Source organism: Reyranella sp. (assembly GCF_050185545.1).
Classification (GTDB): domain Bacteria; phylum Pseudomonadota; class Alphaproteobacteria; order Reyranellales; family Reyranellaceae; genus Reyranella.
This window is the reverse complement of sequence record NZ_JBFWZI010000035.1, coordinates 38,283-52,948: the sequence shown is the minus strand read 5'-3', so window position 1 is coordinate 52,948 and position 14,666 is coordinate 38,283. Positions and strand designations below refer to the sequence as shown.

The following is a 14,666-nucleotide window of genomic DNA, read 5'->3' as shown; positions in this document are numbered from 1 at the left end:
GCCCGCTCATAAGAAGAGCGGGCGGGACGCCCGCGGTCCGCATGATCCATGATTCTGGTCATCAGTACGCCCTCTCCCCCAGGAGCCCGCGCGGGCGCAAGGTGAGCATAAGCAGGATGGCGACGAAGCCGACGGCGGCGCGATACTGCGAGCCGATGGCGAGCACCGACAGCTCCTCGGCGATGCCGATCAGGAAGGCGCCCAGCACGGCGCCGGGCACGCTGCCCAGCCCGCCCAGCACGGCGGCGGCGAACAGCGATAGCAGGATGCGGGTGCCGGTCAGCGGATCGATCGAGCTGTCGAGACCCAGCAGCATGCCGCCGACGCCGACCAGGCCCATGCCGGCGAAACTGGCCATCATCGCGATGCGCTCGGGCCGGATGCCCTTCAGCGAGGCGAGGTCGGGATTGTCGGCCGAGGCACGCATCGCCTTGCCGATGCGCGTGAAGGCCAGGATCGCGAACACGCCGAGCATGAGCGCCAGCGCCAGCCCCATGGTCTCGAGCTGCTGCGGGCTCACCCTGATGTCGCCCAGGCGGATGTCGCGCGCGATCGGCCGATCGTAGCCGCGCGGGTCGTTGCCGAAGCCCAGGCGCACGAGGTTCTCGAGCACCAGGCCGCTCGCGATCGAGGCGATGGCGGCGGGCAGCGCGCCCTGCTTGACCATCGGCAGGTGCGCCACCTCGTCGAACAGCAGCCCGGCGGCGCCGGCAATGACGAAGGCAACGGCCAGCGAGCCCGCCATCTGCAGGCCCGCGCCGTAGGCCAAGTACCCGGCGAAGGCGCCGAGCGTGGCAATGCCCGACACCGCGAAGTTGGGAAAGCGCAGCACGGCGAACATCGCCGTGAAGCCGATGGCGGGCACCGCAAGCAGCGTGCCCGATACCAGCCCGTTGACCAGCGCCTGGACGACGATGTCGATCAAGTCAGGCGATCTTCACCACGGTGAACTTGCCGGCCTTGATCTGCTCGTAGCGGAACTTGCAGTCGAGGATGTCGCCCCGCTCGTCGAAGTCGCAAGGACCAGACGCTCCGGTGTAGTCGATCTTCTCGCCGGCCGCGATCGCCTTGATGCCGTCGACGGCGTTGTCGACCGTCTTGCCGCCGCCCTGCGTCACCTTGCGGATGTTGTCCTTGATCGCCGTGCCGCTCGAATCCTTGGCGATTGCCATGGCCATCAGCACCATGTTGGCGTGATCGTAGACTTGGCAGGTGTACGGATCGGGATTGGCCATGCCGACGGCGGCCTTGACCTTCTCATAGGCCGTGCTGCCTTCGGCCGACGCCGGCGCGAAGGTGTAGACGCCTTCGACGACCTCGCTCTGGCCGACCTGGTCGACCAGCTTCTGGTTGATCGAGTAGGCGAAGCCCAGGATCTTACCCTTGAAGCCGGCGCGATAGAGGTCCTTCAGCAGCACCACCGAGTCGGGCGTGTAGCCGTTGGCCAGGATCACGTCGGGCGAGGTGCGCAGCGCCTGGTCGACCTCGGTGCGGTAGGTCGTCTTCTTGTCGTCGTAGATCAGGCTCTGGTGCGTTGCCCCGCCCTTCGGCAGCACAGCATTCAGGATGTCGAAGGTCGACTGGGTGAACGGCGTCTGCGGGATCATGGTGAAGACCTTCTTGGCCCCCAACGAGAGAATGAACTCGCCGACCCGCGTGACCTGCAGCTTGGAATTGGGCTGGGTGCGCACCAGGAAGCCCTGGTGCGGCAGCAAGGTGATCGAGTCGGCGCCCGACACGGTGCAGAGGAAGGTCTTGCTCTCCCAACACAGCGGCGCCACCGCCGTGGTCACCGACGACGCCCAGGTGCCCATGATGGCCGAGACCTTGTCGACGTCGATCAACTTGCGCGCGGCGCGCACGCCGGCTTCCGGGCTGGTCTGATCGTCCTCGCTGACCAGCACGATGCGGCGGCCGTTCACGCCGCCCGCCTTGTTGACCGCCTCGACGACGGAGGCGGCAGCCTTGGCCATTACCGGGCCATAAGGACCGCCGGCGCCGGTGAGCGGCGTCAGGGTCGCGAGCTTGATCGGGTCCGCCTGGGCGCGCACCACGGCCGGGCTGGCCAAGGCGGCGACGCTGCCCGCCAGCGCGGCGCGACGGCCGATGCGAAATTTCGTCGTCATGTGTTGTTCCCCATTTCCCTGTTCGAAGACTCCCCGTCCGATCGGGCGAGCATAGGCGCTGCCTTGCCGCCGAGAAAGAGATCGCGCACGGTGGGATCGTCGGCGAGATCGGCGGCCCGCCCCTCGTGCTCCGGTCGGCCCTGGGCCAGCACATAGGCCCGCCCGGCCACGGTCAGCGCCTCGAGCGCATTCTGCTCGACCATCAGGATCGCCACCCCGATCTCGTTGAGAGCCAGAATCGTGCCGAACAGCTCTTCGGCCGCGCGCGGACTCAGGCCGGCGGTCGGCTCGTCGAGCAGCAACAGGTCGGGCGCGTTCATCAGCGCGATTGCCATGGCGAGGATCTGGCGCTGGCCGCCGCTCAGGGTACGTGCCGCGGCGCGGCGCTTGTCGGCCAGCATGGGGAAGCGCTCGTAGAGCTCGGCCATGCGCTTCTTCGCATGCGCGCCGTCGAGATAGCCCCCCATCTCGAGATTCTCGGCGACGCTCATGGTGCCGAACACGTTGCGCTCCTGCGGCACGAACGAAAGGCCCGCCCGGCTGATCGCCGGCGCGCCGAGGCCGGCGATCTCGCGCTCCTTGAAGCGCACGCTGCCGCCGCTCGGGCGCAGCAGACCGGCGACGAGCTTCAGCAGGGTCGACTTGCCGGCGCCATTGGGTCCGATCAGGGCGACAATCTCGCCCGGCGCCACCCGCAGGTCGGCGCCCTTGACGATCTCGTCGGCTGCGGCATAGCCGCCGCGCAACCCGACGATATTCAGAAGGTCGTCCGGCGAAGCGTCGCCCTCCGGACCGCTGCCTCTCGGGATGTTTCCCCTCGCAGCGTTACCCGCCTGACTCATGCGGCCCGCCGCCCGAGATAGGCCTCGCGCACCCGGTGATCGGCGCGTACCGCGTCGAACGTGCCCTCGGTGAGCACCTGGCCCTCGGCCATGACGATCACCGGATCGCACAGGCGGGCGATGAAGCCCATGTCGTGCTCGATCAGGAGCACGGTGATGCCGCGCCTGGGCAATTCCAGCAGCCGCTCGCCGATCTCGTTCTGCAGGGTCGGGTTGACGCCGGCGGTCGGCTCGTCGAGCAGCACCAGGCGCGGCTCCGCCATCAGCGCCCGGCCGATCTCCAGGAGCTTCTTCTGCCCGCCCGACAGCGCCGTGGCCGGATTGTCGATCAGACGGTCGAGCCGCAGGAAGCGCGCCGTCGCCCAGGCCCGCTCGGCCAGCGCGGCCTCGCGGTCGCGCGCGGCACGGGTGCCGACGATCGCCTGCCACAGGCGTTCGCCCGGCTGGTCACGGCCGTACAGCATGAGATGCTGAAACACCGAGAGCTTGGGAAAGCCGCGCGCCACCTGGAAGGTGCGCACCAGCCCGCGCCGGCTGACCGCGTCGGGCGCCCAGCCGGCGATCTCCTGGCCGTCGAAACGGATCGACCCGCCATCCGGCGGCACCAGCCCGGAAACGACGTTGAACAGCGTCGTCTTGCCCGCCCCGTTCGGCCCGATCAGCCCGGTGATGCCGCCTGGCGCCACGGCGAGGTCGACGCCACGCAGCACGTCGAGCCCGTAAAAGGCCCGGCGCAGGTTCTTGATCTCGAGCAATGGCAAAGCGGGTTCCTCGGGTGTCGGGTGACCTTATCTACGACTGGCACAAATCGCGCCACCTCCAAGGTTCATGCGCTGGGAGCGCGCCACTCCGATGGCGCTCAGGGGATGTGTATTCACCAAGAGAAGCGCCATCGGTGTGGCGCGCCCCCAGCGCATGTGGGCGTCGCGGCTCATAAGATTTCGCGTTCCGGCAGGTTCCTGAAACGGCGCGCCGTGGACTGCCGCCGGTCGGTTTGAAAGCTGCTCTTTCTCCTGGCGGCGAGATTTCTCGCGCGAGCCCGAGTATATGAAGGCCAGGGAGAGAGTGTCATGGCCCACGCGGTAACCCTTGACGACAAATACCTGCTGGAGAGCGGGCGGGTATATCTCACCGGCACGCAGGCTCTGGTGCGCCTGCCGATGATGCAGCGCCAGCGCGACCAGGCGGCCGGGCTCAACACCGCGGGCTACATCTCGGGCTATCGCGGATCGCCGCTCGGCGGCTTCGACCAGGCGCTGTGGCAGGCCAAGCGCTTCATCAAGAACAACCACATCGAGTTCCAGCCCGGCGTCAACGAGGACCTGGCAGCCACGGCCATCTGGGGCACACAGCAGATCCACCTCTATCCCGGCGCGCGCTACGACGGCGTGTTCGGCATGTGGTACGGAAAGGGTCCGGGCGTCGATCGCAGCGGCGATGCCCTGAAGCACGCCAACTATGCCGGCACGGCGCCCAACGGCGGCGTGATGGCGCTGGCCGGCGACGACCACATGGCCAAGTCGTCGACCACGGCGCACCAGAGCGAGCCCGCCTTCATGGCCGCCGGCATCCCGGTGATCCATCCGGCCGGCGTTCAGGAGTATCTCGATCTCGGCCTGCACACCTTCGCGATGTCGCGCTACTCGGGCCTGTGGGTCGGCTTCAAGATCATCAGCGAGACCGCCGACTCGTCGGCCTCGGTGCATGTCGATCCGCACCGCATCGAGATCCGCACCCCGACCGACTTCGCCCTGCCGCCCGACGGCGTGCACATCCGCTGGCCCGACGACTGGCTCGGCCAGGAGCGGCGCACCTTCGTCGTGAAGCAGCCGGCGGCGCTGGCCTACTGGCGCGCCAACCGGCTCGACCGGCTGATGATGGGCGAGGCCGATGCCCGCTTCGGCGTCGTCACCGTCGGCAAGAGCTATCTCGACGTCCGCCAGGCGTTGGAGGATCTCGGCATCGACGACGCCGAGGCAAAGCGACTCGGCATCGCCGTCTACAAGGTGGCGCTGGTGTGGCCGCTCGAGACCGACGGCGCGACCGCCTTCGCCCTCGGCAAGCGCGAGGTGCTGGTGGTCGAGGAGAAGCGCGCGATCATCGAGCCACAGCTCAAGGACGCCCTGTTCAACGCACCGGCCGACCGCCGCCCGGTCGTCGTCGGCAAGACCGACGAGCGCGGCCAGAAGCTCCTGAAGTCGGACGGCGAGCTGACGCCGTACGAGATCGCGACCGCGCTGGTCGCCCGCTTCGGCCTCGACTCCTTAAGCGTGCACACGAGGCAGCGCTTCGAAACCTTGCAGCGCCGCACCGGCCGGCAGATCCGCAACGAGGCTGGGCTCGCCCGCGTGCCCTACTTCTGCTCCGGCTGCCCGCACAACAGCTCGACCAAGGTGCCGGAAGGCTCGATGGCGATGGCCGGCATCGGCTGCCACACGCTCGCCATTGGCATGGACCGCAACACCAAGACCTTCACCCACATGGGCGCCGAGGGCGCGCCGTGGGTCGGCGCCAGGCACTTCAGCGACATGCCGCACGTCTTCCAGAACATGGGCGACGGCACCTATTTCCATTCCGGCTACCTTGCGGTCCGACAGGCGGTCGCCGCCAACGCCTGCATTACCTACAAGATCCTCTACAACGACGCAGTCGCCATGACCGGCGGCCAGCCGCACGATGGCAATGTCCGGCCGTGGACGATCAGCCAGCAGGTCCATGCCGAGGGCGTGCGTCGCATCGCGCTGGTGAGCGACGAGCCGGACAAGTACCCGGCGGGCACGGAGTGGGCGCCGGGCGTCACCTTCCATCACCGCAGCGCGCTCGACGAGGTGCAGCGGTCCTTGCGTGAATGGAAGGGAGTCTCGGTTCTGATCTACGACCAGACCTGTGCCGCCGAGAAGCGACGCCGTCGCAAGCGCGGGACGTTTCCCGATCCGGCCAGGCGCGCCTTCATCAACCAGACGGTCTGCGAGGGCTGTGGTGATTGCTCGGTGCAGTCGAATTGTCTCTCTGTCGTGCCGGTCGAGACCGAGTTCGGCACCAAGCGCGCCATAGACCAATCGTCCTGCAACAAGGACTTCTCCTGCCTGGACGGCTTCTGCCCGAGCTTCGTCACCATCGAAGGCGGCGGGGTGCGCAAGGGCAAGGCCGACAACGGAGTGGCGCCCTCAGTGCACGCGGCGCGGCCCGGCGAGCAGGCCGCACCGCGGGCGTCCCGCCCGCTCGGACTCATGAGCGGGCGCGACGCCCGCGGTCCGGAAGACGAAACCGAGCTGCCGCCGGCGCCCGTCCTGCCGACGGTCGCCGACAAGCCTTACGGCATGCTGATCACCGGCATCGGCGGCACCGGCGTGGTAACGATCGGCGCGATCCTCGGCATGGCCGCCCACATCGAGGGCAAAGGCGCCACCGTACTCGACCAGCTCGGCATGGCGCAGAAGGGTGGCGCCGTCATAAGCCATGTGCGGATCGGCGCCGATCCGGAAGCGCTGCATGCCGTGCGCCTGGGCGCTGGCGGCGCCGCGCTGCTGCTGGGCTGCGACCTGGTGGTGAGCGCCAGCGCCGATGCGCTTGCGCGCCTCGAAGCCGGCCGCTCGCGCGCCATCGTCAACACCCACCAGACCATCACCGGCGAGTTCACGCGCCATCCCGACCTCGCCTTCCCGGCCAACACGCTCCGGCTGTCGATCGAGGCGGCGGCGGGCGCGGAGGCCTGCGATTTTCTCGAAGCGACTGATACAGCTACGGCGCTGATGGGCGATTCGATCGCCACCAACATGTTCATGCTGGGCTATGCCTACCAGAAGGGCCTGGTGCCACTCGGCCACGACGCGATCGAGCAGGCAATCGAGCTCAACGGGGCGGCCGTCGCGATGAACCGCAACGCCTTCCGGTGGGGCCGCCGTGCCGCGCATGATCGCGCTGCGGTCGAGGCGCTGATCGCGCCCGCCGATGACAAGATCGTGCCGTTCGCCCGACCGTCGAGGACGCTCGACGAGCTCATCGCCGCGCGCATCGAGCATCTGACGAAGTACCAGAATGCCGTGCTGGCCGGGCGCTATCGTGTCCTGGTCGACAAGGTGCGCACCGCCGAGCAGAAGACCGGCGAGACCGGCCTCGCCCTTGCCGTCGCGCGCAACTACGCCAAGCTGCTCGCCTACAAGGACGAGTACGAGGTGGCGCGGCTCTATGCCGATCCGGCATTCCAGGCGGCGATCGAGCGGCAATTCGAGGGTGACTACACGATCAGGTTCCACCTCGCCCCGCCGCTGCTCGCCCGGCGCAATCCCAGGACGGGCCATCTCGTGAAGCGGGCCTTCGGTCCGTGGATGATGCCGGCGTTCAGGATCCTGGCGAAGCTCAAGGGCCTGCGCGGCACGGCATTCGACCTGTTCGGCTACACGGCCGAGCGTCGAACCGAGCGTGCCCTCATCGGCGAATACGAGGCCCTGGTCGGCGAGCTGCTGAAAGGCCTGTCGCCAGCCAACCACCCGCGTGCCGTCAAGCTCGCGTCACTTCCCGACGAGATTCGCGGCTACGGCCACGTGAAGGACGCCAGCATCGAGAAGGCCCGCCGCAAGCAGGCCGAGCTGCTGCATCAATGGCGGAACCCGGAGACGTTGAAGATCGCGGCGGAGTGACCCTCGAGTGCCTCCCCCGTAGTCGGGGGAGCTGGCCCGATAGGCACTGTTCAGAGCGACCTTGCCGGAGGGGGAAAGCCTCAGCCAAGGCTTGTGAAGTTCCGACGTCGGAATCTCATCAATCTCGTCTGAAGCCTTCCCCTCCGCCTCCTTCGGGGGCGCCTCCCCCGGTAAGACGGGGGAGGAAAATGGATTCGTTGACAACGTCCCCTCCCCGCGTGCCCAATCCGCGCCGGAAGTGGAGTGCGTTGCATGAACGACATTGGTGTCTCGTCCCTCCATAAACCCGACCCCATCGCCCGCGCCCGCGAGGTCGGGCCGGCGATCGCCGCGGCAGGCGACGAGATCGAACGCCTGCAGGACATCCCCGAGCCGCTGATCAGCCGGCTGCACGAGTCGCGGCTATTCCGCATGCTACTGCCTCGCTCGGTCGGCGGCGACCAGGTCGAGCCGTGGGTCTACTTTCGCGCGATCTCCGAGATTGCGCGCTACGATGGCTCGGTCGGCTGGAACATGTTCGTCGCCAACAGCTCGGCCCTGATCGCGCCCTTCATCTCGCTCGAGGCGGCACGCGAGATCTATGGCGACCCGCGCGGGCTGATTTCCTGGGGACCGCCCAACCATCACCGCGCCGTCGCAGCACCAGGCGGCTACCGGATCACCGGCGAATGGCATTTCTCGTCGGGCTACCGTCAGGCCAACTGGATCGGGGCCCATGCCATGGTGGTCGAGCCCGACGGCTCGCTGCGCCTCAACCGGTTCGGCCGGCCGACCGTGCGCACTCTGCTCATGCCCAAGAGCCGCACCGTACCGATCCACGACTGGAACACGCTCGGCATGCGCGGCACCGCCTCGGAGGGCTATGCCGTCAAGGACGTGTTCGTGCCCGAGCCGTTCAGCGGCACCCGCGAGGATCCGACGCTGCGGCGCGATCGCGGTCCGCTCTATGCCTTCACCACGCAGGGCCTCTACGCCGTGGGCGTCGCTGCGGTGGCTCTCGGCCTGGCCCGCGCCATGCTCGACGCTTTTATCGAGCTCGCGCTCGAGAAGGCGCCGCGCAACATGGGCCGGCTGGCCGACAGTCCGGTGATCCAGTCCGACGTGGCCCGCCGCGAGGCCGACATCGGCTCGGCGCGCGCCTACATGGTCGAGATCCTGCAGGACATCTGGGAGCGCGCCGACGATGTCGAGCCGATCGGCAGCAGCGACCGCGCGCGGCTGCGGCTCGGCTGCACCCAGGCCATCCACATGGCGGAGAGGACCACCGACTGGGTCTACAAGGCGGCCGGCACGTCGGCGATCTTCATCGGCACGCCGTTCGAACGCCGCTACCGCGACCTGCACACGCTGTCGCAGCAGATCCAGGCGCGCGAGGCCCACTTCGAGACCGTCGGCCGCGTTCTCATGAACGGCGACCCGGACGGCACCTTCCTGGGATGAGAACCGTCAGGGCTGCGCCGCCGTGAGATTGACCGAGCGGCAGCCGTCGCCCTGCCAGCGATAGGCCTTGGTGGCGCCGTTGGCGACGGTCCATTCCACGATGCAGCCTTGGCGCACCAGCGTCGGCGGGAAACCGCCGATCGGCATCAGCATGCCGCCGAAACGCCGGTACATCGGCGCCATGCCCGGGCTGATGTAGGACGTGTCCCAGCGCCATTGCAGGATGCGCGTCTCGGCATCGAGCTGGTAGGAATTGTCGGGGATGCGCCCCATGCTGCCCACCAGATCGCGCTCGCTCGAGCCCGCCATCTCGCGCAGGCGAAGATCGAAATCCTCGGCAGTCGGCCCGGCACAGGCGGCCATCACGGACATCAGCAAGAGACTGGCGGACGGACGACGCATGCGACACCGACCCGGCAATGGCCCGAGGCTGCGCCGCGTTGCATGTCCCGGTCAAGGCCCGATATGGTCCCGCGCCAAATGTCGATCGAGTCAAAGCGAAAGCGCGGCTTCGCCGGGAGCGCACCACTCCGAACGCGCTTCTTCGCTCGCTGCTCGACGGCGACGCTTCCAGCCGTTGGCCAACCGAAGAGCATGGACTTACCTGTCGTCCTGAGCGCAGCGCCTGTCCTGAGCGATGCCGAAGGAAAGGACCTCATCGCCGTCTCCCGCAAGTGTGCCTTGCCACTTCCGGCCATGAGATCCTTCGCTGCGCTCAGGATGACGGGAGAGATGCGCGTCCGCTCGGTGCCTTCACGAACTCGGCGTGGCGCACTCCCGGCCGTGAGCCTCGCTCCTGCGACCGCCCATTCCCGCTCAACCTTCGCAACTCAATGACGCTCGGTACACCTCTGCGCTGGCTGGCGTTCATCGCCTGCATCGCCCTGTTCGTGTGGGGACCGTTCGTTGCCATGTTCGCGGCGGTCGAGCGCTACGGGTACCTGGCGGACATTATGCCGTCCGATTGGCTGGCTACCAATCTGTGGCTCGACACGACCGACTGCGCCCTGCAGCGCGGCGTCTGGCTGGCCTTGTGCGAGGACGGCAAGCTGGTGCCGCTGTCGGAGCACGCCATCGCCGACGATCCCGGACATGCCTTCCTGCTCGACCTGTGGTCGATGGCGATCGGCCGCCGCGCCACGCTGCCGGACGTCGCCCGCCTCAACACGCTGATCGACGCCGCCGGGCTGGTCGGGCTGGCCGGCCTGCTGTTCGCGCTGCGCGCCTATACCACCGCGATCGTGCTGCTGGTGCTGGGCCCGCCCGAGTATCTCGGCTGGATGGGCACGTCGCCACACTGGAGCTTCATCGGCGTGGTGAGCCTCTGCGCGGTGCTGCCGATCGCGCTGATCGCGCGCGACTGGGGGCTGCTGTCCCGGCGCAGCGGCGGCGCCTGGATCACAGCCGGCGTGGCGTTTCTCGCGCTCGCCACCCTGGTCCGTGAATCGATGGGTTTGATGGGCTTCGTGGTGAGCCTTCTCAGCGTCGGTGCGCTCGCGCTCAGACGCCCGCGCACTGCACGCAGGGTCGCCGGCTTCGCCGTCATGGGCGTGCTGGTGCTCGGCGCCTTCTCCGCCGCCAGGTGGGTGGTGATGGCGCGCGATGCCGCCTTCGACATGCAGCCGGCCACGCGGCTCGCCACGCACGGGCTCTCGCACACGCTCTATCTCGGACTGGGCACCATCGAGAACAAGTGGGGCATCCGCTACGACGACGATTACGGCCGCGAGGTCGCCCAGCAGGTCGATCCCGAGATCGTCTTCTGCTCGCCCGAATACTTCCGCGTGATGTGGCGCCTCTACCTGTCGCGCTGGCTCGACGATCCGCTCGAGGTGATGCGCATCTACCTCGAGAAGGCGATCTATCTCGCCACCACGCCGACGCTGTTTCCCGGACCGCCATTCGGCGTCGTACTGCTGATCGGGCTAATCCATCTCGGCGCGGCGACGGCGCTCGGCCTGTGGCGCAAGATGCGTTTCGAGCAGGGCTTCGTGATCGAGATCGTCACCGTGGGCTTCATCGGGCTCTTTCTCGCCCAGTCGATGGCCGCTCTGCCCAGCCAGACCTACGCCATGCCGGTCAACGCCTTCGTGCTGGTGCTGGCGGGGGTGATCGTGGAGTTCGTAGGGCGGTTCTTTTCCTCCCCAGCCCTTCTGGGGAGGTGGCGCCGTCATACGGCGACGGAGGGGTCATGACTCATTGCCGGGAGCGCGCCACTCCGATGGCGCTCTTCTCGTTGATCACACATCCCATGAGCGCCATCGGAGTGGCACGCTCCCGCCAACATGATCCATGACCCTTCCGTCCGCGATTACGCGGACACCTCCCCAGGGAAGCTGCTACGGAGTGGACACATGTCAATCCCTCCCCCGTAGTCGGAGGAGGTGCCCCGTCTTACGGGGCGGAGGGGGAAGGCCGCAGACGAGCTCAATGAATTTCCGACGTCGGAACTTCATGGATCTTGCGTGAGGCCCCCTCCGGCCTACGGGCCACCTCCCCCGATTGCGGGGGAGGAGAAGGAAATGTGTCCACTCCGTAGTAGGGCAGCTGGGGAGGAGAAGACGCTACAGCCCCAACCGCTGCCAGAGGGTCTTGTTGCGGGGCGCCCAGCCGCGGGCTTCCATGCAGCGGGCGGTGAGGCGGTCGACGTTCCGTTTGTAACCCTGGTTGGCCATGGTGTTGTAGAGGTCCTGCTGGCCGAAGCGCTCGCGCTCGCCTTCGAACACGGCGCGGCGCTGGTCCTCGATGTTGCGCTCGCTTTGCGCGACCGACCGGACCTGGGCCCGGCACTGCGCCTCGTCCTTGGCCATCTGCTCGGCGCTCTTGTTTTCCGTGGGGACGACCTCGGACGCGCATCCGCCGACCAGTGCCGCGCCGGCCAACGCTGCCGCCAAGAGAACGGCGCGGCTCATTTCACCTCTGCCAGCGCCGCCTCGATCGCCTGCAGCGCCTGATTGGCCTTGGAAGCGTCGGGCCCGCCGCCCTGCGCCATGTCGGGCCGGCCGCCGCCGCCCTTGCCGCCCAGCGCCGCGACGCCAGCCTTCACCAGCTCGACGGCGCTCAGGTTCTTCGACAGGTCGTCGGTGACGCCGACCACGGCGGAGGCCTTGCCGTCCTCCACCCCGATCAGGGCGACCACGCCCGAGCCGATCTTCTTCTTGAACTCGTCGGCCATGCCCTTGAGGTCCTTGCCCGGCACGCCGTTCAGCACGCGGCCGATCAGCTTGACGCCACCGATGTCCCGCACCTCGTCGGCCGCCTGGGCGCCGCCCGAGCCGCCGCCCGCCAGGGCGAGCGCCCGACGTGCCTCGGCGAGTTCGCGCTCGACCCGACGCTGGCCCTCGACCAGCGCCGACAGCCGCGTCGGCAGGTCCTCCGGCCGCACCTTGAGGATCGACGCCGCCTCGCCGAGCAGCCGCACCTGCTCGCGCACATGCTCCTCGGCCGCCGCGCCGGCCAGTGCCTCGATGCGCCTCACGCCCGCCGACACCGCGCCCTCGCCGATGATCTTGAACAGGCCGATATCGCCGGTACGCAGCGCGTGCGTGCCGCCGCACAGCTCGACGGAGTACTTCTTGCCGTCCTCGCCGCCCATCGACAGCACGCGCACTTCCTCGCCGTATTTCTCGCCGAACAGCGCCATGGCGCCGGCCGCAATTGCCTCCTCCGGCGTCATCAGGCGGGTCTCGACGGCCGAGTTGCGGCGGATGCGCTCGTTGACCTCGTCCTCAACCCGGCGCAGCTCCTCGAGGGAGATCGCCTTGGTGTGGCTGATGTCGAAACGCAGCCGGTCGGGCGCCACCAGCGAACCCTTCTGCGTGACGTGCTCGCCGAGATGGCGGCGCAGCGCCTCGTGCAGCAGGTGAGTCGCCGAATGATGGGCGCGCAGCTGGGCCCGCCGGATCGGATCGATGGTCATGACTAGGTCGTCGCCCACCTTGAGCTCACCCTTGTCGACCGTAGCGTGATGGGCATTCAGGTCGCCCACCTTCTTCTGCACGTCGCCCACCGCCGCCTCGCCGCCGGCGCCGACGAGGCGGCCGGTATCGCCCTGCTGGCCGCCCGATTCGGCATAGAACGGCGTCTGGTTGGCGACGATCCAGCCGGTCTGGCCGGCCTTCAGGGAGGCAACCTCCTTGCCGTCGACCACGATAGCCTTGATCTGGCCCTCGGCGCGCTCGGTGTCGTAGCCCAGGAACTCGGTGGCGCCGACCTTCTGGCGGACATCGAACCAGATCGCCTGGTCGGCGGTCTCACCCGAGCCGGCCCACGCGGCGCGCGCCTTGGCGCGCTGCTCGTCCATCGCGGCCTCGAAGCCCGTCGTGTCGACACTGATGTCGCGCGCCCGCAGCACGTCCTGCGTGAGGTCGAGAGGGAAGCCGAATGTGTCGTAGAGCTTGAAGGCGACGTCGCCCCTCAGCACGCCGCCGGCGCCGAGATCGCGGGTCTCGTCGTCGAGCAGCTTGAGGCCGGTCGCCAGCGTCTTGCGGAAGCGGCTCTCCTCGAGCTTCAGCGTCTCGGTGATCAGCGGCTGCGCCCGCACCAGCTCGGGATAGGCATCGCCCATCTCCTTCGCCAGCACCGGCACCAGCTTGTAGACAACAGGATCGCGCGCGCCCAGGAGATGGGCATGGCGCATGGCGCGCCGCATGATGCGGCGCAGCACGTAGCCGCGGCCCTCGTTTGACGGCAGCACGCCGTCGGCGATCAGGAACGACGTCGTGCGCAGATGGTCGGCGATCACCTTGTGCGAGGCCGATTGCGCCCCGTCGGGATCGACGCCGGTCTCATGCGCCACCGCCTCGATGAGTGCGCGGAAGAGGTCGATGTCGTAGTTGTTGTGCTTGCCCTGCAGGACGGCGGCGATGCGCTCCAGCCCCATGCCGGTATCGATCGACGGTTTGGGCAGGTTGACGCGCTCGTCCCTGGTCACCTGCTCGTACTGCATGAAAACCAGGTTCCAGATCTCGATGAAGCGATCGCCGTCCTGGTCGGGGCTGCCCGGCGGTCCGCCCGGAATGCCCTCGCCGTGGTCATAAAAAATCTCCGAGCACGGACCGCAGGGGCCAGTGTCCCCCATCGCCCAGAAATTGTCCGAGGTCGGGATACGGATGATCTTGCTGTCCGACAGGCCGGAGATTTTCTTCCAGTAGCCGGCCGCCTCGTCGTCGGTGTGGAACACCGTGACCAGCAGCTTCTCGCGTGGCAGGCCGAAATCCCTGGTCAGCAGGTTCCAGGCAAGCTCGATCGCGCGCTCCTTGAAGTAGTCGCCGAACGAGAAATTGCCCAGCATCTCGAAGAAGGTGTGATGGCGCGCGGTGTAGCCGACATTCTCGAGATCGTTGTGCTTGCCGCCGGCGCGCACACACTTCTGCGAGGTCGCGGCGCGGCTGTAGGGCCGCTGCTCGAGGCCTGTGAAGACGTTCTTGAACTGCACCATGCCGGCGTTGGTGAACATCAGCGTCGGGTCGTTGCGCGGCACGAGCGGGCTCGAGGCCACGACCTCGTGGCCGTTGGCGCGGAAGTATTCTAGGAAGGTACGGCGGATATCGCTGACGCTTTGCATGCCGGCCTTGTAGCGTGGCCGCGACGGTTTCGTCCAGAACGGGGACCCCGAC

Annotated in this window: 10 protein-coding genes; 3 read left to right on the top strand and 7 right to left on the bottom strand. The window is 68.0% G+C overall.

All coding sequences use genetic code 11. The annotated features are described in order from the left end of the window. Window positions 1–61 precede the first annotated feature (61 nt). The 4 genes from AB7O82_RS12680 to AB7O82_RS12665 are packed head-to-tail and all read right to left on the bottom strand — an operon-like array spanning window position 62 to window position 3,729. Complete coding sequence (locus AB7O82_RS12680) at window positions 62–925, bottom strand: branched-chain amino acid ABC transporter permease (RefSeq protein ID WP_428536738.1); 864 nt, start codon at window positions 923–925, stop codon at window positions 62–64. Window position 926: 1 nt separating this feature from the next. Beyond that, window positions 927–2,126 carry an ABC transporter substrate-binding protein gene (locus AB7O82_RS12675; RefSeq protein ID WP_428536741.1) on the bottom strand — a complete coding sequence of 400 codons (1,200 nt, stop codon included), beginning with the start codon at window positions 2,124–2,126 and terminating at the stop codon, window positions 927–929. Beyond that, on the bottom strand, window positions 2,123–2,968 hold the full coding sequence (locus AB7O82_RS12670) for an ABC transporter ATP-binding protein (RefSeq protein ID WP_428536744.1): 846 nt from the start codon (window positions 2,966–2,968) through the stop codon (window positions 2,123–2,125). Before AB7O82_RS12670 ends, AB7O82_RS12675 begins: the two co-directional genes overlap by 4 nt. Further along, a complete protein-coding gene (locus AB7O82_RS12665) occupies window positions 2,965–3,729 on the bottom strand; it encodes an ABC transporter ATP-binding protein (protein ID WP_428536747.1) in 765 nt (254 codons plus the stop codon). The genes AB7O82_RS12670 and AB7O82_RS12665 overlap by 4 nt, the downstream gene beginning before the upstream one ends. A gap of 309 nt (window positions 3,730–4,038) precedes the next feature. Between AB7O82_RS12665 and AB7O82_RS12660 the strand changes: the two genes are divergently transcribed. Both AB7O82_RS12660 and AB7O82_RS12655 read left to right on the top strand, forming a co-directional pair. Next, the gene (locus AB7O82_RS12660; protein ID WP_428536750.1) at window positions 4,039–7,608 is read left to right on the top strand and encodes an indolepyruvate ferredoxin oxidoreductase family protein; all 3,570 of its coding nucleotides are present in this window, start codon (window positions 4,039–4,041) and stop codon (window positions 7,606–7,608) included. Between the two features lie 252 nt (window positions 7,609–7,860). Beyond that, window positions 7,861–9,048, top strand: a complete 1,188-nt coding sequence (locus tag AB7O82_RS12655) for an acyl-CoA dehydrogenase family protein (protein ID WP_428619496.1) — start codon at window positions 7,861–7,863, stop codon at window positions 9,046–9,048. A 6-nt stretch (window positions 9,049–9,054) separates the two neighbouring features. On the opposite strand, the gene AB7O82_RS12650 is transcribed toward AB7O82_RS12655, so the two are convergent. Further along, window positions 9,055–9,450: a hypothetical protein gene (locus AB7O82_RS12650; protein ID WP_428536756.1), complete on the bottom strand. Its 396-nt coding sequence runs from the start codon at window positions 9,448–9,450 to the stop codon at window positions 9,055–9,057. Between the two features lie 431 nt (window positions 9,451–9,881). On the opposite strand from AB7O82_RS12650, the gene AB7O82_RS12645 reads away from it, so the two are divergent. Continuing rightward, window positions 9,882–11,243, top strand: coding sequence for a hypothetical protein (locus tag AB7O82_RS12645; RefSeq protein WP_428536759.1), 1,362 nt, complete (start codon window positions 9,882–9,884; stop codon window positions 11,241–11,243). Window positions 11,244–11,612: 369 nt separating this feature from the next. On the opposite strand, the gene AB7O82_RS12640 is transcribed toward AB7O82_RS12645, so the two are convergent. Continuing rightward, complete coding sequence (locus tag AB7O82_RS12640; RefSeq protein ID WP_428536762.1) at window positions 11,613–11,960, bottom strand: hypothetical protein; 348 nt, start codon at window positions 11,958–11,960, stop codon at window positions 11,613–11,615. Next, the gene (alaS, locus tag AB7O82_RS12635) at window positions 11,957–14,614 is read right to left on the bottom strand and encodes an alanine--tRNA ligase (RefSeq protein WP_428536765.1); all 2,658 of its coding nucleotides are present in this window, start codon (window positions 14,612–14,614) and stop codon (window positions 11,957–11,959) included. Before alaS ends, AB7O82_RS12640 begins: the two co-directional genes overlap by 4 nt. Window positions 14,615–14,666 lie beyond the last annotated feature (52 nt).